Source organism: Actinomyces massiliensis 4401292 (genome assembly GCF_000269805.1).
Lineage (GTDB): Bacteria > Actinomycetota > Actinomycetes > Actinomycetales > Actinomycetaceae > Actinomyces > Actinomyces massiliensis.
In genome coordinates this window covers 561,864-582,430 of the sequence record NZ_JH711481.1, presented here as the reverse complement: position 1 = coordinate 582,430, position 20,567 = coordinate 561,864, and the positions used below count along the sequence as shown (strand labels likewise).

Genomic DNA, 20,567 nt, shown 5'->3' with positions numbered 1-20,567 from the left:
ATGATCCACGACGTCGTCATCGTCGGTTCCGGCCCAGCCGGCTACACCGCCGCGATCTATGCGGCACGGGCCCAGCTGAGCCCGGTGGTCCTCGCGGGCTCCGTGACCGCCGGGGGCGCGCTCATGAACACCACCGAGGTCGAGAACTACCCCGGCTTCATCGACGGGATCATGGGGCCGCAGCTCATGACCCAGATGCAGGAGCAGGCCGAGCGTTTCGGAGCCGATGTCCGCTATGAGGACGTCACGGCCCTCGAGCTCACCGGTGACGTCAAGCGGATCACCACCGACGACGCCGTCTACGAGGCCCGGGCAGTGATCATCTCGACCGGTTCCGAGTACCGCAAACTGGGCCTGGAGGACGAGGAGCGGCTCTCCGGCCACGGGGTGTCCTACTGCGCCACCTGCGACGGCTTCTTCTTCAAGGATCAGCCGATCGTGGTCGTCGGCGGCGGAGACTCCGCCATGGAGGAGGCCCTCTTCCTGTCCCGATTCGGCTCCTCGGTCACCGTCGTCCACCGACGTGACGAGCTGCGCGCCAGTGCCGTCATGGCCAAGCGCGCCCACGATGACCCTAAGATCGATTTCGCCTGGAATTCCAGGGTTGTCGCTCTCAATGGGCAGGAGGCTCTGACGTCGGCGACCCTGGAGGACGTGAACACCGGCGAGCGGCGGGACATCCCTGCTGCGGGACTATTCGTGGCCATCGGGCAGATTCCTCGATCTGAGCTGGTGGCCGATGCCCTCGAGCTCGACGACGCCGGTTACATCACCGTCCAGGCACCGTCGCAGCAGACCGCGATCCCCGGCGTCTTCGCATGCGGTGATGTCGCCGATCCGCACTACCAGCAGGCGATCACCGCAGCCGGCTCCGGTTGCCGCGCAGCACTGGATGCCGAGCATTACCTCGCCACTCTCACCGCCTGATCCAGCTGACTTTTCCGAAGGAGAACCCATGTCCAACGCTCTTGCCGTCACCGATGCCACCTTCGACTCGGAGGTTCTGAAGTCGGACGTGCCCGTCGTCATCGACTTCTGGGCGGAATGGTGCGGCCCGTGCCGTCAGATGGCGCCGGTTATCGACGAGGTCGCCGCCGAATTCGGCGAGCGCGCCAAGTTCGTCAAGATCGACGTCGACGCCAACCCGGCCACCGCCCGTTCCTACGGCGTCAGCTCCATCCCAACGTTCGCCGTCGTGCGCGGCGGGGAAGTCGTGCACCAGTTCTCCGGCTCACGTCCCAAGGGCTCCTTCACCAAAGAGGTCGAGAAGGCCCTCGGCTGATCCGCACGCAGGCTCCCAGTCAAACGGCATGTGGTTGGTGGCCGTCGTTGTACGACGGCCACCAACCACATTCGCATTCATGGCGCGAGCACTGATCGCGGTCGCCTTCCGGAGGAGGGAACAGGCGGACTCGAGACTCATTCCTCATCGGTGCTGAACTCCGCCTGCACCGCCTGCATATCAGTCAGCTATAGACTGGGGCATCGCACTCCGACAACGCGAAGGCATGCCAATGCGCTTCATCTCCACTCGCGGGGGCATGGCTCCCGCAGGCTTCACCGATGTGCTTCTGTCCGGGCTGGCGCCCGATGGAGGACTGGCTGTGCCGGAGAGCATCCCGCCGGTGAGTCGGGCACAGCTCGAGCAATGGCGGTCGCTGACCTACTCCGAGCTCGCCGCCGAAGTGATCGGCCTGTACGCCACAGACATCCCGGCCGAGGACCTTAGCGCACTGACCGCCGCCGCCTATGGACCTGAACATTTCCCGGACCCCGTTGTCCCCGTCCACCGACTCGACGAGGTCGCCGGCGGGCTTGAACTCGTTGGTCTCTCCGAAGGCCCCACCATGGCTTTCAAAGACTTGGCCATGCAGTTCCTGGGCCAAGCCATCCCTTATGTTCTGAACCGAAATGGTCAAGTTCTCAACATTCTCGGTGCGACGAGCGGGGACACCGGGTCGTCTGCTGAGCATGCCTTCCGTGGCCAGAAGGGCGTTGCCGTCTTCATGCTCTCGCCGCAAGGCCGGATGAGCGATGTGCAGCGCGCCCAGATGTACTCACTGGATGAGCCCAATATCCACAACATTGCGGTAGACGGCGTCTTCGACGATTGCCAGAACCTTGTCAAAGCACTCAACAATGACGCCGCCTTCAAGGCCACCCACGCCATCGGTGCGGTCAACTCCATCAATATCGGACGCATTGCGGCTCAGATCGTCTACTACGTGTGGGCCTGGCTGAGGAGCACCGATGTGCTGGAGGAGGAGCTGCGCTCCGACTATGAAGTGGACGTTGCCGTCCCCAGTGGGAACTTCGGCAATATCTACGCCGGGCACCTGGCCCGCTCAATGGGGGTGCCGATACGACGTCTCATCCTGGCCACCAATGAGAACAACGTTCTGGAAGAGTTCTTCTCCACGGGCGTCTACCGTCCCCGGGGGAGGGCGGAGACTCTGGCGACGTCGAGCCCCTCCATGGACATTTCCAAGGCATCGAATCTTGAGCGCTTCATCTGGCAGCTGCTCGGCCCCGAGGAGTTCACTCAGCGCTGGCCGGAGCTGGAGGCAGAGGGCGCTCTGGATCTATCCGACCATCTGGACCGGCTGAACACTGAGTTCGGTTTCGTCTCGGGTTCGTCCTCCCATGCCGATCGACTCGCGGCAATCGGTCGCGTGCATTCAGCCGCGGATCGGCTTATCGACCCGCATACAGCCGATGGTGTCACAGTGGCCCTCAGGTTCATGGAACCGGACTTTCCAACTCTGGTGATGGAAACAGCGAAGGCCGCGAAATTCGGCGAAACGGTGACTGAAGCGCTGGGACGGGCTCAGCCCGATCCTCCTGAGATCACCAAGCTGCTCGCACTGCCGCAGCATGTGGATACCATCGCCAATGATGAGGCGCCACTGCGCGCACTCATCGAGGCGAATGCTTTACACGCCTAAGGATCGAGTGATCCGCTTGACGGGCGCATGTGCTCTCACCGCGGCGAGCGTGTTTCACGTGAAACCATGCCGCAGCATGGCCGGGGCTTCTGCTCACCTGCAGAACGGACCGGTGGATCGCCATATCACCATGGCAGACTGCTCTCATATGGCGGTATACGCCCAGGAAGGACGACGACGTGACTGACGCGAACCAGGTGAAAGGCGATAGGCTCGATCAATGGCTGGATAGTTACGCCGCTCGAGCTCATGGCCTGCGTGCTTCCGAAACCAGATCGCTCTTCGCCGTCGCCGCACGCCCTGAAGTCGTATCCCTCGCCGGCGGTATGCCCAACCTTAAAGATCTGCCACTTGACCAACTCGCGGATGCCACCGCCCGGATGATCCGGGAAGACGGGGGAAGGGCGCTGCAGTACGGCAACGGGCAGGGGCTGCCCAGACTGCGCGAGCAGATCCCCGAGGTCATGGCTCTCGAGGGCATCGACGCCGATCCCGAGGACATCATTGTCACCACCGGCTCCCAGCAGGCAGTTGACATTATCACCGAGCTCTTCATCGACCCGGGAGACGTCATCCTCGCAGAAGCGCCGACCTATGTCGGTTCCCTGTCGATCTTCGCCACCTACCAGGGCGATGTCCAACAGGTGGAGATCGATGCAGACGGTGTTATTCCCGAAGCACTGGAGACAACGATGACGAGGCTGGAACGCGAAGGCAAACGCATCAAGTTCTTCTACTGCCTGCCGAACTTCCACAATCCTGCAGGAGTCACGCTCTCCGAGGAACGTCGTCCGGAGATCATCGAGATCTGCCGCCGTCACCACATTCTGATCGTTGAAGATAATCCCTACGGTCTGCTCGGCTTCGAGGGGCAGACCTACACGGCCCTGAAGACTCTCGCACCCAACGACGTCGTTTACCTCGGTTCCTTCTCGAAGATCTTCGCACCCGGGTATCGAGTCGGATGGGCAGTGGCTCCGCCCGCTGTCAGGGAGAAGATGAAGCTGGCCTCCGAGGCGGCGATTCTCTGCCCGAGTTCAGTCGGTCAGTACTCCGTCTCCACCTATCTGGAGAGCTTCGACTGGAAGCAGCAGGTCGAGGAGTTCCGAGGCATGTATCGCGGTCGCCGTGATGCCATGATCTCTGCGCTCGGGGAGTTCATGCCCATGTGTACGTGGAATGTGCCTGCGGGTGGCTTCTATGTGTGGGTCGGATTGCCCGATGGCCTGGATGCCAAGGACATGCTGCCACGCGCAGTCACCAATCTTGTCGCCTATGTCTCCGGCACGGCCTTCTATTCTGGAGGATCCGCGGGGCATGATCATGTCCGGCTGTCCTTCTGCTACCCCGAGCCCGCAGACATTCGAGAAGGGGTACGACGGTTATCCGAAGTGGTCGCGCAAGACCTTGAACTCGTCACCCTTTTCGGTCCGTCTCATACCCGTCCCATTGAAGGCGTGTCCGCCCCCGCTCCGGATCAGATCTGAGGAAGCATCATGACTGAGTCGACAGAGTCCGTAGAGTCTACGGCAGCATCCACAGCCACCAGCACCGAGCCGCTTCGTATCGCCATTCTCGCCGGTGGGCTCAGCCACGAGCGCGACGTGTCTCTACGCTCCGGGCACAGGGTCGCATCCGTCCTGAAGCATCTCGGCCACACCGTACTTGTTCTCGATGTCGATGCTCGCACTATCGCATCGCTACGCGCATTCGGCCCAGACGTCGTATGGCCGCTCGTCCACGGCTCGCACGGGGAGGACGGCGGGCTCCAGAACGTACTCATTGCTCTCGGACTGCCGTACGTGGGAACACATTCTGACGGTTGCCAGCGAGCTTCATTCAAGCCGACTGCTAAGGCCACCGTGAGAAGACGGGGCGTTGCGACGCCGGACTCGGTCACCCTGCCCAAGGCATACTTCTCCCAGCTGGGGGCCCAAGAAGCTCTTGGTCTCGTGTCGTCTCACCTTGGTCTACCAGTCGTCGTCAAACCGAATCAGGGCGGTTCCGGCCTCGGCGTCTCTTTGGCTCATGACGCCGATGAGCTTCGCAACGCCATGGTGGCCTGCTTCGCTTACGACGAGCGGGCACTCATCGAGCAGTACGTTCCCGGCACAGAAGTAGCCATCTCCGTCGTCGATGTAGGAGAGGGGCCGAAGGCGCTTCCACCAGTCGAAGTTGTATCTGAGGGGGACTACGACTTCGACGCCAGGTACAACCCCGGGCGCTCGGAGTATTTTGTTCCAGCGAGGCTCAGTCCCACGCTCTTCGAACAGGTTCAGGAGACGGCGGTATTGGTGCACCAGACGCTTGGACTCGGCAATCTGTCCCGCACTGATCTGATCCTTGATGAGAACGGGACACCCTGGTTCATTGATGTCAATGTTGTGCCGGGCATGACCGAAACCTCGTTGCTGCCGCTGGCAGCTAAGACCGCCGGTGATCTGCCAAGCTTGTATGACGCGCTGGTCCGTCATCCATCCGTCCGCCCGTGAGAACGGCTTTGCGCTTCGTCATTTCTCTCGTATGGACGAACACGCCACGTTTCACGTGAAACGTCTTCGATGAGAAACGCATTGTTCGATGTGGCTACTGTCAGCTGTTTTGAGCATCGCATCATGAAACAGAGCCATGGTGATGCCGATGCGTGACCGTATGCGAGCCGGGCGCCCTCAAGACCTAGTGGAGTCTTGAGGGCGCCCGGCTTATGAAGTACCGCCAGTGCAGGACGTGCAACCAGCCTCCGTAGCCCCTTTAGCCGTTAACAGGCTCGCTGAGATTGCTTGACTGCGAGAAGTTGAAACTGCCTGCGCGCGGATGGTCTGACACTGTCTCTCCTGATCAGACTCAGCCTCCTGTGCGCAGACCACGCGTATCAGCTGTTTATCTAGGACTACGCTCAGTACGGTAGGGGGCCGGTTGGGTTTGGAGACTCGTCCATAGATCGACACACGGATGTCGAGAAAGAGAACGTGCCGGGTACCGATGGGCTGAAACCGTCCCATTCCGCCAGCCCCAAGCAACTGGAGATCACTCATGCAGCCGGGCCCAGGGTTTCGACGGCAGCAGCTATTTCTAGGGCTGCTTACCCGTATCCGCGGCCTATACTTCTCGACTTGGATTGTGCTAGAGCCTCACTGCCAATACTTCTCAACGCCATCCGCATGGTTTCACGTGAAACACGGGTCCTCCGTGCGCTATCGGGCGTCAACTTCAAAGCTCGTGGACGCTAGATTCTGCACGTGCAGCACTGGGACTTTCGAGCCTCGTCGGTCCAGCGGCCAGACAGACGAGTTGACGTGAGTGAAGAGCAACGCGCAATGCCACCAACATGGAGGAGCGTTGACCTCAGGTGCTTGGCTTTCAGATGTGAAAGATGCACGCTTCGCCATCCTTTAGGAAACAGAAATAGACGCAGAACAAGTCGTAACACCTCACCGCCGCCTGGGGGGGCGCACCCCACAATCGTTAGTTCAGTTGTCCCGCATGCCCCGCGCATGACCCGGATAGACGCTGTCGAGCCGTATGCGGCAGGCGTTTTCTCTTCTCCACCGTATGCATCAGCCACGCTCGGATCGAAGGCGTCATGTACTCGAGCCTTCGGTGATATGAGCTTGTTTCACGTGAAACGTAGACCGAGCAGCTTCGTCTTGCTAAGCCAGTAGTATCAGAGCCGGCTACATCTCATTCGGCTCACAGATGCACGTCCACCAGGACATTCCTGCAGTGGCGAGATGAAGTGCGGATAGGCGCCACACCGTCACTTGTTTTCAGCAGTCCGCCCACGTTGAACACCATGGATCTATGACAGAGCGCCCTCGGCATCTCCATTTGCCCACAGGCTAGATGTCTACTCCCCGAAGGCGCCATGGTGCGCATTCAGCCGGGTCACTACGGAGCCTCGCGAACCTGTTGCTGTCTGCTTCCTCCGCTCAGAAGGGCTCATTCATTCCCCTGCGAATCTCCTCATACTGTCATTGATGACAGCATGCGAAGTGTTCATGGTGTATCGACAGCACAGGTCATGAATAACTACAGCGGGTATGAGCGTCTTCAGCCCAAAATACCCCTACCCCGAGGACTATCCTCAGCTCAGGCACATCACCGTATAACGCTCCGTACCAGGTACCTTTCCACGGTGACAGTCGCAGACTTTACGTCGCGACTCACTCGAGTGCCCGACCTCTATAGCGAATCAGCTCGGCTCTCCACCCAGGGGCGCCACCACTCTGGCCGCGACCGCCGCCTCCGCGGAGCAGTGTTCTACCGGTAGTCAGATCGATACTGCTTACTCAATGACGACCGAGCGTCGCAACAATCTATCGAGCCGGAGCATAGATTCGGGCCAGGAGAACTGTCTCCAAGGTCCGCCACTGTGCTTTGTTTCAGATCGGCGCACAGAGACATTTTCCAGAGGATCCCTCCTCTACCCAGACCTGATAGCGGTCACTACTTCCCAAGGTCACGACACTCTCCACCGCCACATCGCAATCCAGTATCAAGCCACTCGTTGTGTTTCACGTGAAACGTCTCCCTGGCCGTCGGCGCCGATCTCACCACGGATACGCCAGGCAAGTGTTTCACGTGAAACATGAGCACTTACCTTCCCCATCAGCAAGATTGCGAGACTTAATGGCCTAACAATCAAAGCGCACCTGCTTCTCAGTTCACCGTGCTGTGTGATTCCGGCCCCGCTGATCACAGCAGAAGGCGACTGATCCTCACGACGACCGTTAGACGCACGATGACGAGCAGGCCTGTGTTTCACGTGAAACCCTGCCAGCACAATGGATCCGCCTCGACGTCATTGCCGATCTGTGTGGTCCATTCACACCTTCAGCGCCCTGGAAGAACTAAAACACGATGCACGTAAGCGCGAAGACTGCCCCTCGCTTCTGCGATGACAACGGGTGTCCAAAGCAGCCCAACCGGGCCAAGTGCCGCTGCTCGGCCCTCGAACAGCTCTTCAGAACGCCTCCAAACTCAATGCACTCCCACCAGAATCATGCCCTTCCTGTGCACGAGGACGCTGCAGCCTTCATCCCAGTTAACGACACTATTCCTCACGAACATTCTCATGACCATTCAGCATCTCGCTCACTGAATCTCCCCGCAGATCGTCATGAGCGATCTTCTCCACGTATAGCCACCTAAGATGGCTCACGCGTACTAGGCAGAAGCTCCTTACCCGACCTATCTACCACAGGCAGATTCCCACTACTCAGCGTGCGTTCGATCGCTTGCCGCCTCTCACTAGCCGACTCAAAGAACTCGACATCATCAATCGTCATACCGAAGGGTTTCCATCGCTGAGACCTCTACGATGGCGAGCCTCTGAACCAGTTCAGAGGCAATGCGCTCGGGCACGGTATCTTCAGGTTTCACGTGAAACCGCCGATCTTGGCTTCTACTTCGGAGCTATACGCTCCTCGGCACAACAAGCCGCCCGACCCAACTCGATCCGCTCCTCTACCAGCCATGTGCGACGACTGCAATACACAAAACCTGCATCGGAACAGGATGCCTGCCGCCGCCTCCGAAGCGATCGCTGTTGTGACACGATCACTGCTAATGCGCTCCAGGGTTCTGTGCGCACTGTCGAAGCGGCTAAGTTCTCACAAGGCAGAGGTTCGCGCTTCCCATATGTAAAGAATCTACCCTGACGGCCGCTGCTCCTCGGCCTCTCCTTCTAGCCTCCCACCTACAACAAACGCCTCTCCTCCAGCACGGCAGATAGAGTCCGTACCGTCAATGGTCGGCGTGCTTTCAGAGCAACACAGATTCAGCAGTAGAACAACCACGTGTCACATGAAACAGCCGTTCGACCCATCCCTACGCCGCGAGCGTCCTGAACCGTCGTCGAACCATGTGAGAATCGGGCTCTGTCGAGACCTCATCAGAGTAGCCCTTCGCCGCGGCAGCACTAGGTCGGGCGTAGGCGTCGCGGTCACATCACTTGCACCGCATAAGAACCCAATCGGGACTCGGCAGCGCCACTGATCACCACCAGAGAGCCTTTGAGCAATCGTGAGGTCCCTTCAGACACTAATAACAAAAACGTTTTAATTAACCAGTTCTCATAGAGGCCTGACATGCTCTTCTTCTTGCGCCACACGCCTGCTCCTGGCTCACCGGCCAGCCCACTAGTTCAAAGCTGTCCGCGCTGTCCGAGCTTCTCATCATCATCGAGACCGGAGCTGACCATCTACGACGACACCGCCTGGGGCCCCAATCGTTCCCGCACACCGCATGCACACGTGCTCGGAAGAAAGCCCTTTCATCCGCAGCTGTAGCGAAGCACTCCAGGATCGAACAGGAATCTAAAAGCAGAACGCGGATCGCTCTACCTCTTGGGCACTCTCCCAAGAGGGTTCTCAGGCTGGAAAGCTCCATCCAGCCGATGAGAAGAACCGGCATGAGCACAAGAACACGACGAGCGCGCTCTGTTCACCATAGCGAGTTCTACCGCCGTACTACACACATCTGGGCATCCCAGGACGTCCGTCCTCGTGGCCGGCAGATATGCATGCGCATAGCGCTCCACCCCATGGAACGCCAGTGCTGAGCATCTTCAGTACAGCTTCAGCATCGGCTGATCACTCGGCGAGCTCATTCCTCGTCCAACGACGTCCCCGGAGCGAGAGCAGTAACGATGCGCGCCAGGTCATCATCACCCGCGAACTCAATCGTAATCCGCCCCTTCTTGGCTCCTCGGGTTACCTTGACCCTCGTATCGAACGCATCTGAGAGCCGTGTCGATAAGGCAGGAAGAGTCGCCGATCGCGTACGGAGCGGCTTGGCTCGCCGAGTATCGGGCTCGTCGTGCAGGGCCACGAGTTCTTCTGTTGCTCGCACTGAGAGCCCTTCGGCCACAATGCGCTGGGCGATACGTTCCATAGCCGCAACATCAGGAAGGCCCAGAAGAGCCCTGGCGTGTCCAGCCGACAGCACCCCCGCAGCAAGGCGTCGCTGCACAAGCGGAGGCAGCTTCATGAGGCGCAGGGTATTCGAGATCTGCGACCGAGAGCGTGCGATCCGTTGCGAGAGCTCCGCATGCGTGCAGTTGAAGTCCTCGAGCAACTGTTGGTAAGCAGCAGCCTCCTCCAGCGGATTGAGCTGGACCCGATGCAGGTTCTCCAGGAGAGCATCCCGGAGTAGGTCCTCGTCAGCTGCATAACGGACGACAGCCGGAATCGTCTCCAGTCCGGCCTCTTTCGCGGCCCGCAGACGCCGCTCTCCCATGATCAACTCATAGTCGGCCTCGCCGTCGTCGCCATGTTCGCGACGACGCACGACAATCGGCTGGAGTAGACCGACTTCCTTGATCGATGCGGCGAGCTCAGTGATGTCGTCCTCATCGAAAACCTGACGCGGCTGGTGCGGATTCGCGGCGATCAGGTTCACAGGCAGATCTGCGAAGGTCGCTCCCGGAACCGGGACGAGTGACGACTCCTCGGTGTCGCCGTCCTTCACGGTCTCCGCCTCCTTCACCTTGATGTCAGCAGGTACCTCCTCCGGTTCGGGAGCAGCCTGGGCAGGTTCCTCTCGCCGCTTCTCGACCTTCTCGGAGTCATTCTTCGCCGATGTTTCACGTGAAACACTGCGGGCAGTCTTGGAAGGCTTGGATCGTGTCGAGGCCTTCTTCTTGGACGCACTAGCGCTGGAGTCCGAGTTCTCCTTCGCAGCCGAGCTACGCCGCGATGTTCCCTTCGCCGCTGACGACTTCGATGGTGACTTCTTCGTCCGTTTCGAGGGCGCTAGAAGCGTTGCCGCGATGTCGTCCGATGTGCGCTGGCCGCCCTCCGCCTGAGATGCTTCATCGCTCGTCTGATCATCAGTCGCTTCAGCGTTCTTCGCAGTTGCCTCTTCCTGCGAATCCGGGAAGAAGACATCCGTAGGACGCGCCGACGGCGTCTCCGCCTGCGTCTCGGGAATGAGCGCCTGAAGTCCCCTACCGAGCCCGCGCCTCTTCTGCGCCATCGTCACGCCTCCTGTGCGTCGTCTGCGTCATTGCTACCAACCGCTGAGTTCTCCCAACCGGCGACCCCGCGCTGAGCGATCTCCTGCGCAAGCTGCTTGTAGGCCACCGCCCCTGAGCACCGCGGATCCCAGAAGACCACAGGTGCACCGAACGATGGTGCTTCCGCCACACGCACCGATCGTGGGATACGGGTATGAAGCGCCGCGTTGGGGAAATAGGCCCGAACTTCTTCCTCGACGTCCCGAGCCAGGGTCGTGCGCTTATCGAACATGGTCAAGGCGATCATGGAGACCGTCAGTGCTGGATTATGGATCCGCGCGATGCGCTCCACCGACCGGGTGAGCAGTGCAAGACCCTCCAGGGCGTAATACTCGGCTTGCATGGGAATGAGAACTTCACCGGCAGCGACGAATGCATTGATCGTCATCAGGCCCAGACTCGGCGGGCAATCAATGAGCACATAATCCAGACGAGGCAGGCCGGATGCCTCTCGGCTCCTCAAGTACTCCTGCAGCGCGTGGTGCAGACGCGACTCGCGCTCGGGAGTACTGATGAGTTCGATCTCAATGGCTGCCACATCGATTGTTGCCGGTACGCACAGCAGAGTCTCCGAGAAATGGGTTGCCACCACCACTTCCTCAATGCGGCTCCCATCGACAAGGACCTCGTAGATGGAGACCTGCTCATCATCATGCGCAACGCCGAGAGCCGTCGAAGCATTGCCCTGAGAGTCGGCATCGATGACAAGGACATGAAGTCCAGCTTCCGCCAGCGCAGCTGCGACATTGACCGTCGTCGAAGTTTTGCCGACCCCTCCCTTCTGGTTGGCGATAGCGATGATACGAGTCTGATCCGGATGCGGGAAACGCACTCCAGCGAACTCCTCTAGCGCCGAGTGATCGGCACGCAGCTGCTCGAAGATAGACGATCCCGACAAAACTGTTCTCCTCGGATGACGTCCCCGATCGCGTCCACGAATCGGGCACTTCAGTCTACGTGAGCTGGCCGACGCCGACGACCAGCCCCGCCGCATACGTTGTGCTCAATGACATGTTTCAAAGATTCCTGACGCATGTCGCGCTGTCGGACTCGCAAGTCGATCGCACTCCGCGGCCAGTGCGACCATGATGCGTCATCGCTTGGGTCTACGCACCTCGACGACCTTGGTCAGCTCTTCGCCCGGCGTCACAACCTCGTGAATGATCGCGGGATCAAGCTTAGCCTTCTTAATGACGTACTTCGCGGCCTCGGCCTCAACCTCGGCCTTGGCGCCTTTAAGAGCCAATAGACAGCCCCCTCGGCGAAGGATCGGCGCCGTGATCCGTACCAGCTTGGTCAAATTGGCGACGGCCCGAGCAGTCACGGCATCAAATCGATCCCTGACCTCCTCGGCACGAGCGCGGCGTATGGTGACGTTGTCCAAGTCGAGCTCGAGAGCAACGTCCTGCAACCATGCAACGCGACGCTCCATTGTTTCTATAAGTGAAACCTCTAAATCGGGTCGCAGGAGCGCAATCACAATTCCTGGAAATCCAGCACCGGAACCAACATCGGCCACTGTTCCACGAGCGGGCAGAAATGGCACCACTGCAGCAGAATTGACTATATGGCGACTCCACAGACGGGGCAGCTCGCGCGGCCCGACAAGTCCACGCAGCTCACCCTCCGAAACAAGCATTTCAGCGAAGCGCTCGGCACCCGCGAATGCGACTCCGAAAAGTTCTCGAACCTCATCTGACGGTTGTTCAACCGACATTGAAGAACTTTCTCGTGAACGCCCAGCGGGCGCATCATGGCTCACGTCATTCCTGCCCGAAAGTCTCGGCACCGCTGTCGGCGGGGCGATCCTCAGTCTCAGCTCCAGAATCGCTGGAATCCTGTTCTGCAGGCAGCACGACGACATAGCGCTCAGGTTCGGCGCCCTCAGATTCCGAGATCAGACCCTCGGCGGCCACAACATCATGGCAGACCTTACGTTCGAAAGGATTCATGGGCTCCAGCGATACGGTGTCGCCAGTGACTCGAACCCGTTTCACGGCCTCCTGCGCGACCTTCGTCAACTCAGAGCGCCGCTCGGCCCGATAACCATTGATATCGAGCATGAGGCGGGATCGGTTACCGGTGCGAGTCTGCACCGCCAGACGAGTGAGCTCCTGAACGGCTTCGAGTACTTCGCCATCACGACCGACGAGAACGGCCAGCTCCTGGGCATCCCCCTCCTCAGAGGCAACCACCGCAATGGACGCGCGGCCATGATCAACGTCAATGTCGATATCTCCTCCGAGATCGACGATATCGAGAAGTTCTTCAAGGTAATCGGCACCGACCTCACCCTCTTCTTCGAGGCGCTTGACGGTGTTGGACGGGGCGGTGTTCTCGCTCATGATGAGTCCGTTCTTCTCAATGTTCCGACTGTGACTCAGCTCCGGCGCTTCTTCTTATTCTGGGCCTTGCGCCGCTCGGCTGCGCGCTTCCGCTCACGCGCCCGCTTCTCGTAGCGACGACGCGCGATCTCCTCATCCGTCAGACCTCCGGGTCTGCGGGACGACGATTCACCCTCAGCCGTCATAGCGGCTTCATCCGCGGTCGATGACTGCTCAGAGTTCTTCTTCTGCCGGTCCTTTCGCACCGGCTGGGCACGCTGCCCACTGGTAGAGACCTTCCCCTCAGCCTCGGCCTTCGCGCGTTCCTCCTCTTCCAGAGAGGGCAGACCCTTGCGGGCGCGCTTGGCATTCTCACGGGCTCGGAACTTCTTCTCCGCCTCCGACCCGGGCGCAGGCATCCGACTAATGGTGTAGAACTGCTGCCCCATGGTCCACAGGTTCGAGGTGACCCAGTAGATCAGCACGCCGATCTGGAACTGCACACCAGTAAATGCGAAGAAGAGGGGCATGATCGTCATCATCATGCGCTGAGAACGCATCATGGGATTGTCCGAGTTCTTGGATGACTCGGGCATATTCTTCATGCTCAGCTGCGCCATCGTGTACCACTGTGTGGCGCTCATGGCGATGATCATGATGACGGTGACGATCTTGACGGTCAGGGCCGAGGATATATCCGAAGGATTCATGAAGGACGAGGAAAGACTCGCCCCGAAGACTGTGGAGTGTTGAACCTGATTCGCCAGATCGGCAGTGAGCGGACCGATCGAATCACGGCCCTCATAAGTGCCCTCGGCAATCGCCTGGAGATTCGCCAGCACCCGGAAGAGTGCGAAGAATATAGGCATCTGGATGAGGATCGGAAAACAGGAGGCGAAGGGATTCGTCCCGTGTTTTCGGTACAGCGCCATCATCTCCTCCTGTTGGCGCTGCTTCGAAGCGGCATCCTTCTTCCCTTTGTACTTCGCCTGAAGCGCCTGGAGCTCGGGCTGCATGAGCTGCATTCCCCGGCTGGCCCGAATCTGCCTGACGAACAACGGCATGATGAGGATCCGTACGAAGATCGTCAATCCAATGATCGACAGCACCCAGGCAACGCCTGGACCATCACTCAGGCCGATGAGAACCAGGAATTTGTGGATGTAGACCATGACCCAGGCGACGGCGACCTTGAGGGGCCACAGGATCGTGTCCATTGCACTCCTTGCTATAAGGCTATAAGGCGCGGCGAGTACCGTTCACACGGCTCTCAACCTAGTGGGATATTCGGCCTGCTTCCGATGATGATCATCCGGCAGTCCGGTCGAGCTCGAAACGGGGAATGTCGTGGGGATGGTGATAGCGCCATCGACCAGGATCGGGAACATGATCAACGCCACCAGGAGTCAAGGGATTGCATCGCACGAGTCGCCAGGAAGCCAGGAGAACGCCCTTGACCGCTCCATGGACCTGAATTGCTTCAACGGCGTAACCCGAGCACGTCGGGTAGTAACGGCACCGACGCGGGAACATCGGAGAAATACTCGTCTGATAGATGCGCACAGGAATCAGCAGCGCGCGCACGACATGTTGACGAATTACAGCTCTGCTCACCTGCGGCTCCCTTCCAGCTCCTCGGTACGTGAGAACTGCCGAGCTGCCTGGCGGCTGCGAGCGAGCAGACGATCCAAGTCAGCCCCCAGCTCATCACTCGTAGCACCGTCGGCCCCCGCCAGACCGCGCACGACAACTCGCGCCCCCGGCTCGAGGCTGCCCACGCGTGCACTCATGAGTGCACGAACACGACGCTTGATCCGATTGCGACGAGCGGCATGCGAGACCTGCTTCTTGGGAACGACGACGCCGACGAGAGCCGGAGTCGTCTCCCCGGCCTCGCCGGCGCTGTAGTGGATGACCAGCCTGCGGCTGCCGCTGCGCACACCGTATCGTACTGCGGCGAAGAAATCCTCACTCCGCAGCATTCGGTGCGCGGCCGGGAGCACCTCAGGCGGCGAGACGCGCGCGGCCCTTGCGACGGCGCGCAGCGAGAACAGCTCGGCCAGCACGAGTGCTCATGCGCTTGCGGAAGCCGTGCACCTTGGCACGGTGACGGTTGTTCGGCTGGAAGGTCCGCTTACTCACGGGTGTACTCCTGGTCGGATGATCGGAACCGTGCGTCACGGGGATCGCGACACGGTCGCTCGTACCGGCTGCCCCATGTATCGGGACGTGACTCCGCACGAACGTCCGCACAACAATACGGCCCCGTTTTCCGCAGGGTCAAACGATCTTGTGGTGTCCGCGATGAGAGTCCTGACACGCCGTCGTCACTGACCGTCATTGACGTGAACCGACCCGCGCCCGCCCGGCGGTCCGCCAATCCCCACCCTGTTGACTCGCTCGACTCCGGACCTGTGGATTCGGACTCGTAGACTCTGCAGAATCCGAAGCGGCGCGCACATGACCGGTGACACCCGCACAGTCCGCACAGTCCGCATGGGTGCCGCGACCCCGCCCTGTCGCCCTGACACTGAGTGGGACACGGACCGAGTCCATGCATGTCACGGCATGTCATGGCACGTCACGGCACGTCGTGAATGGACTGAGAGCAGACAGAATAGACACACGTGTGGACAACCCTGTGGAAAAACTTCATGATGTGAACCTCGATCACCCCCGTACATCAGGAGCACGTCGTGCCAGACGAAGCAACTACCAAGTGGCAGTCAGTCCTGGAGATCCTGTCCGACTCCACCGAGCTGAGCACTGGCAAGCTCTCCATCATTCGGATGACGCGCGTGATCGATGTCGACGGCACCCTCGTGCTCGTCGCCGGCTCGCCCTTCACCAAGAGCAAGGTCGAGGAGGCGCGTGCCACCATCAGTCAGGCCCTCACACAGGTTTGGGGTCATGACGTCCCCTTCGAGGTCACTGTCGATACCTCCTTGGATACCGGGGCACCCGCGCCGGCGATCCCCGTCACCCGCACACCGCAACCCGTGCCGCCTCAGCCCCAGGTCCCCGATCTATCCTCGGCACTGGCAGAGGCCGACGCACCCGAACCGGTCGTGCACGCTCGTCCATCCGACGTCGAACCGTCCGCAACCCCCAGTGCCAACAGCCCTCAATCCCTGCACCCCATGCATTCGACATCTCCAACGCACTCGACGCATCCGTCGCATTCGACGACACCGGCTTACGTCACCAACCCCGCCGCCGCCTTCGCACGTTCCGAGAATGCGCAGAGCTTCGACAAGAGTTCGCACTTGAACCCTCGGTATACCTTCGACAACTACGTCATGGGCGATTCCAACCGCTTCGCCTTCGCAGCCGCGCTGAAAGTGGCGGAGCAGCCCGGCAATGCAGCTTCGGATCGTTCCACCGGCGGCTACAACCCGTTGTTCATCTACGGTGGATCAGGATTGGGGAAGACTCACCTTCTGCATGCCATCGGCAACCATGCGCGGTCTCTGTACCGGGACATGATCATCAAATACGTCTCCTCCGAAGAATTCGTCTCGGATTTCATCGCCTCCGTGGCCGAGGGCAAAATGAATGACTTCAAGAGACGCTACCGCGACGTCGACATCCTGCTGGTCGACGACGTCCAGTTCCTGGGCGGCAAGGAACAAACTCTTGAAGAGTTCTTCCACACCTTCAATACCCTCTATATGGCCAACAAGCAGGTCGTTCTCACTTCCGACCTGCCCCCCAAAGACCTCAAGGGATTTGAGAAGCGTCTCTTATCGCGCTTCGAATCCGGACTCACCGTCGACGTTCAACCTCCGACTCTGGAAACCCGTACCGCGATCCTGCGCAACAAGGCCAGTGCCGAAGGCGTTGATCTGCCGATGCCCGTCCTGGAGTACATCGCCAGCCGGGTCACCACTAATATCCGCGAGCTCGAGGGAGCGCTGATACGCGTCACCGCCTTCGCCTCACTGACCGATCAGCCCATCGACCAGACATTGGCGGAGATGGTGCTCAAGGACATCATTGCCAACTCGGGCGGCGGAGAGATCACTGCCGCCATGGTCATGACTCAGACAGCCGATTACTTCAACCTGACGATCGAAGACCTGCGCTCCAAGGACCGGGCGCAGACCATGGTGCACGCCCGCCACATCGCCATGTACTTGTGCCGCGAGCTGATCGAGATGTCGACGACCAAGATCGGGAAAGAGTTCGGTGGCAAGGACCACACAACCGTCATGAGCGCGAGTCGCAAGATCAGTACGCAGATGGCCGAGCGTCGCGACACCTACAACCAGGTCCAGGAGATCACCGCTCGCATCAAGCAGGCCGCTCAGGCTCCCCGATGAGCCCGACGCCGCCCACCAGGCCACACCAAGACACAGCGCTGGAAACCGCGGAATACCGAGAAGAACAGGGAAGAACGGGTCCGTCGCGCCCCTTGGGGAGAAGTCTGCGCGTTCCGGTGGACAACTCGCCCCGCCATGTGGATGACGGTTACTGGGCCTGCGAGCTCATCAGCGGATGCGCGGGGAAAACCACTGCTGACGAGCCGGCTCCACTGAACCACTCTTTTGTCGTTCCACATCCGCCTCCCGCGCGCTTCCGGGCCGCAACGGGCTTATCCCCAGAATCCACATCTCCTAATACCCCTACTGAACTTCCATCACACGAACCCATCCCCACAGCCCGCATCAAGGGTGCCGGCCACCCCGCCGGGGCTCAGGAGAGACGACGGGCGCAGTGGCGAGCACATTGGTCATACCGGCATGTGGACGCATCCCTCCCTCATGCGTCTAGACTCCACCTGGATAGTTCTGCCCCTGACCGGGAAACGGAATCGCTCACTCGCGCTCGTCCGTGCTCGCTCACACTCGTTCATACCCGTTCGTATCAAGGAGGCGCCCTATGAAGCTGAGGGTCGACCGCGACGTCCTGGCCGAGGCCGTCACCTGGACCGCCCGCTCAGTACCCGCTCGTCCGCCCGTGCCCGTGCTGGCGGGCGTACGTTTGGAAGCCACGCGCGCCTCCCTCATCCTGGCGTCCTTCGACTACGAGGTGTCCGCACGCTGCGAGGTCGCCGCGGAAGTCGAGGAAGAGGGCGTCGTCCTGGTATCGGGGCGTCTATTGGCGGACATCGCCAAGGCTCTCCCCTCCAAGCCGGTCGACCTGGAGGTCGAGGGCACGAAGGTCGCCGTCTCATGCGGTGCTGCGCACTTCTCCTTGGCCGCTATGGCCGCTGATGACTACCCGGACCTGCCGGCCATGCCCGCAGTGGCCGGCACAGTCGATGCCCACGACTTGGCCCGGGCAGTCAGCCAAGTCTCGATAGCGGCCTCGCGGGACGAGACGCTTCCTCTGCTGACGAGCGTGCAGATGGAGGTCGATGGGGAGTCTCTGACTCTTATGGCCACTGATCGCTATCGCTTGGCGGTGCGCGACATGACCTGGTCCCCCCAGGATGACGGGCTGTCGACGCATGCGCTGCTCAAAGCCCGAACGCTCTCCGATGTAGCGAAATCCCTGACCTCCACCGGCGAGGTGACAGTGGCGCTGACGGACTCCGGTTCGACGACCTCCAGTCTCATCGGCTTCGAGGCGGGTGGACGGCGTACCACAAGTCTGCTGACCGATGGCGACTACCCCCCTGTCCTGCGATTGTTCCCGGAGACCACGACCATTCATGCGACTGTGGGACGTGAGGAGCTCATGGGCGCAGTACGCCGTGTCAGCCTGGTGGCTGATCGCTCCACCCCGATTCACATGGCCTTCTCCGAGGGCACTCTGACATTGGATGCAGGACAGGGCGACGACGCTCAAGCTTCTGAGCAACTGGTTGCTCATCTCGATGGCGAGGACATCACGACGGCCTTCAACCCCGGTTATCTGATTGACGGTCTCGGTGCGATTACGCAGCCGTATGTCAAGGTTGATTTCACTCATCCATCCAAGCCCGCAGTCCTGACCGGTATGAGTGCTATTGGCGGTGAGGAGGACACCTCCTTCCGCTACCTCCTCATGCCGATCCGTTTCGGCGCCTGAGCAGGACGGGCATACGCGCCCGTGCACATCCGTGTACGTCTCAGATCTCGCACTCGACGACTTCCGTTCCTACGATGAACTGGTTCTCGCTCTTCAGCCCGGTCCCACGGCTTTCGTAGGGCCCAATGGACAGGGGAAGACCAACCTCGTTGAGGCGATCGCTTATCTGTCGACCCTTTCGAGCCACCGAGTCGGTGCGGACACCGCTTTGGTCCGTCGAGCTGCGCCGGGTCAGCCGCAACCGGGTGGAGCAGTCGTGCGGGCCAAGGCGGTTCATGGTGATCGTCCCAGTGTTCTGGAGATCGAGATCATCGCGGGAAAGGCGAATCGTGCCCGGCTCAATCGCGGAGTCGTACGGCCCCGTGAACTTCTGGGAATTCTGCGCGCTGTCGTCTTCGCGCCTGAAGATCTGTCTCTGGTGCGTGAGGAACCGGGGGTACGACGTCGTTTTCTCGATGACTTGGCCGTCACCCTGCGTCCTTCTCTGGCCGGGGTGCGCGCCGAGCACGACAAGATCCTTGCTCAGCGATCCAGTCTGCTGAAGTCGGCCCGATCCGCGCGTCGTTCAGGGGGCGTGCCGGCCTCCATGATCTCCAGCCTCGAGGTGTGGGATGCCCAATTGGCCGCTGCTGCCGCTCGGCTCATCGCCGCGCGCGTCGACGTCGTCACTCGACTGCGCCCGTGGGCGGCGTCCTCTTATGAGCGAGTCAGTCAGGGACAGTCAGCAGCGCACCTCGCCTACCGGTCCAGCCTGCTGCTTCACGAGGGTCGCGCGGAGCCCGATCCGAGTGATGACATGGCAGTAACGGATGCCGAGACGGCGCTCAACGATGTCTCCTCGATCGCCATGCGCCTGGAGGCGGCCATGTCCGAATTGAGGGATCGCGAGATCGATCGTGGAGCCAATCTGGTCGGCGCGCATCGAGATGATCTGATCCTCCACGTGGGAGCCCTGCCCGCGAAGGGATTCGCCTCCCATGGTGAGCAGTGGTCTCTAGCACTGGCACTGCGGCTGGCGTCCTATGAGATGCTCCGACATGATGTCGATGCCTATGGCGGCGATGGCGAACCGGTTCTCATTCTTGACGATGTCTTCGCCTCGCTTGACGCTGGACGTCGCGGGGCACTGGCGGGTGTCGTCGTCGGAGCGCAGCAGGCACTGCTGACCGCGGCGGTCGATGAGGACATACCCGCTGAACTGGACGCGATGCGCTTCAGTGTCTCCTCTTCGGGGGTGAGTCGTGACTGAGGACGGCGACGCTTTGG

17 protein-coding genes are annotated in these 20,567 nt (G+C 60.5%); 8 read left to right on the top strand and 9 right to left on the bottom strand.

Translation table 11 applies throughout. The features are described from left to right. From trxB to W5W_RS0102495, 5 genes are all read left to right on the top strand, one after another. Positions 1 to 927, top strand: coding sequence for a thioredoxin-disulfide reductase (gene trxB, locus W5W_RS0102515; RefSeq protein ID WP_008730690.1), 927 nt, complete (start codon positions 1 to 3; stop codon positions 925 to 927). Positions 928 to 955: 28 nt separating this feature from the next. Then, the gene (trxA, locus tag W5W_RS0102510) at positions 956 to 1,282 is read left to right on the top strand and encodes a thioredoxin (protein WP_008730731.1); all 327 of its coding nucleotides are present in this window, start codon (positions 956 to 958) and stop codon (positions 1,280 to 1,282) included. A 232-nt stretch (positions 1,283 to 1,514) separates the two neighbouring features. Continuing rightward, entirely contained in the window at positions 1,515 to 2,945 is a 1,431-nt protein-coding gene (thrC, locus tag W5W_RS0102505) for a threonine synthase (RefSeq protein WP_017194216.1), read from the top strand. A 179-nt stretch (positions 2,946 to 3,124) separates the two neighbouring features. Next, positions 3,125 to 4,432 carry an aminotransferase-like domain-containing protein gene (locus tag W5W_RS0102500; RefSeq protein ID WP_017194215.1) on the top strand — a complete coding sequence of 436 codons (1,308 nt, stop codon included), beginning with the start codon at positions 3,125 to 3,127 and terminating at the stop codon, positions 4,430 to 4,432. 9 nt (positions 4,433 to 4,441) lie between these two features. Beyond that, the gene (locus W5W_RS0102495; protein ID WP_017194214.1) at positions 4,442 to 5,437 is read left to right on the top strand and encodes a D-alanine--D-alanine ligase family protein; all 996 of its coding nucleotides are present in this window, start codon (positions 4,442 to 4,444) and stop codon (positions 5,435 to 5,437) included. 3,452 nt (positions 5,438 to 8,889) lie between these two features. On the opposite strand, the gene W5W_RS15955 is transcribed toward W5W_RS0102495, so the two are convergent. From W5W_RS15955 to rpmH, 9 genes are all read right to left on the bottom strand, one after another. Then, positions 8,890 to 9,057, bottom strand: a complete 168-nt coding sequence (locus W5W_RS15955; protein WP_154650222.1) for a hypothetical protein — start codon at positions 9,055 to 9,057, stop codon at positions 8,890 to 8,892. A 494-nt stretch (positions 9,058 to 9,551) separates the two neighbouring features. After that, complete coding sequence (locus W5W_RS0102490; RefSeq protein WP_029574025.1) at positions 9,552 to 10,922, bottom strand: ParB/RepB/Spo0J family partition protein; 1,371 nt, start codon at positions 10,920 to 10,922, stop codon at positions 9,552 to 9,554. Positions 10,923 to 10,924: 2 nt separating this feature from the next. Next, a complete protein-coding gene (locus W5W_RS0102485) occupies positions 10,925 to 11,860 on the bottom strand; it encodes a ParA family protein (RefSeq protein WP_008730708.1) in 936 nt (311 codons plus the stop codon). A gap of 195 nt (positions 11,861 to 12,055) precedes the next feature. After that, positions 12,056 to 12,679, bottom strand: coding sequence for a 16S rRNA (guanine(527)-N(7))-methyltransferase RsmG (gene rsmG / locus W5W_RS0102480; protein WP_029574024.1), 624 nt, complete (start codon positions 12,677 to 12,679; stop codon positions 12,056 to 12,058). A 46-nt stretch (positions 12,680 to 12,725) separates the two neighbouring features. Beyond that, entirely contained in the window at positions 12,726 to 13,307 is a 582-nt protein-coding gene (locus W5W_RS0102475; protein ID WP_008730726.1) for a Jag family protein, read from the bottom strand. A 35-nt stretch (positions 13,308 to 13,342) separates the two neighbouring features. Beyond that, entirely contained in the window at positions 13,343 to 14,503 is a 1,161-nt protein-coding gene (gene yidC, locus W5W_RS0102470; protein WP_008730777.1) for a membrane protein insertase YidC, read from the bottom strand. Positions 14,504 to 14,594: 91 nt separating this feature from the next. Further along, positions 14,595 to 14,900 (bottom strand): membrane protein insertion efficiency factor YidD, encoded by a 306-nt coding sequence (yidD, locus tag W5W_RS15490; protein ID WP_008730750.1) that lies wholly within the window; start codon positions 14,898 to 14,900, stop codon positions 14,595 to 14,597. Next, positions 14,897 to 15,289, bottom strand: a complete 393-nt coding sequence (gene rnpA, locus W5W_RS14470) for a ribonuclease P protein component (protein ID WP_100219496.1) — start codon at positions 15,287 to 15,289, stop codon at positions 14,897 to 14,899. The genes yidD and rnpA overlap by 4 nt, the downstream gene beginning before the upstream one ends. 1 nt (position 15,290) lies before the next feature. Then, positions 15,291 to 15,428, bottom strand: a complete 138-nt coding sequence (gene rpmH / locus W5W_RS15485; RefSeq protein WP_008730735.1) for a 50S ribosomal protein L34 — start codon at positions 15,426 to 15,428, stop codon at positions 15,291 to 15,293. Between the two features lie 554 nt (positions 15,429 to 15,982). Between rpmH and dnaA the strand changes: the two genes are divergently transcribed. The 3 genes from dnaA to recF all read left to right on the top strand — a co-directional run bounded on the left by dnaA (position 15,983) and on the right by recF (position 20,550). Beyond that, positions 15,983 to 17,608 (top strand): chromosomal replication initiator protein DnaA, encoded by a 1,626-nt coding sequence (gene dnaA / locus W5W_RS0102460; protein WP_008730757.1) that lies wholly within the window; start codon positions 15,983 to 15,985, stop codon positions 17,606 to 17,608. 559 nt (positions 17,609 to 18,167) lie between these two features. Continuing rightward, entirely contained in the window at positions 18,168 to 19,301 is a 1,134-nt protein-coding gene (dnaN, locus tag W5W_RS0102455) for a DNA polymerase III subunit beta (protein ID WP_008730716.1), read from the top strand. A gap of 31 nt (positions 19,302 to 19,332) precedes the next feature. Next, positions 19,333 to 20,550 (top strand): DNA replication/repair protein RecF, encoded by a 1,218-nt coding sequence (recF, locus tag W5W_RS0102450; RefSeq protein ID WP_029574023.1) that lies wholly within the window; start codon positions 19,333 to 19,335, stop codon positions 20,548 to 20,550. Positions 20,551 to 20,567 lie beyond the last annotated feature (17 nt).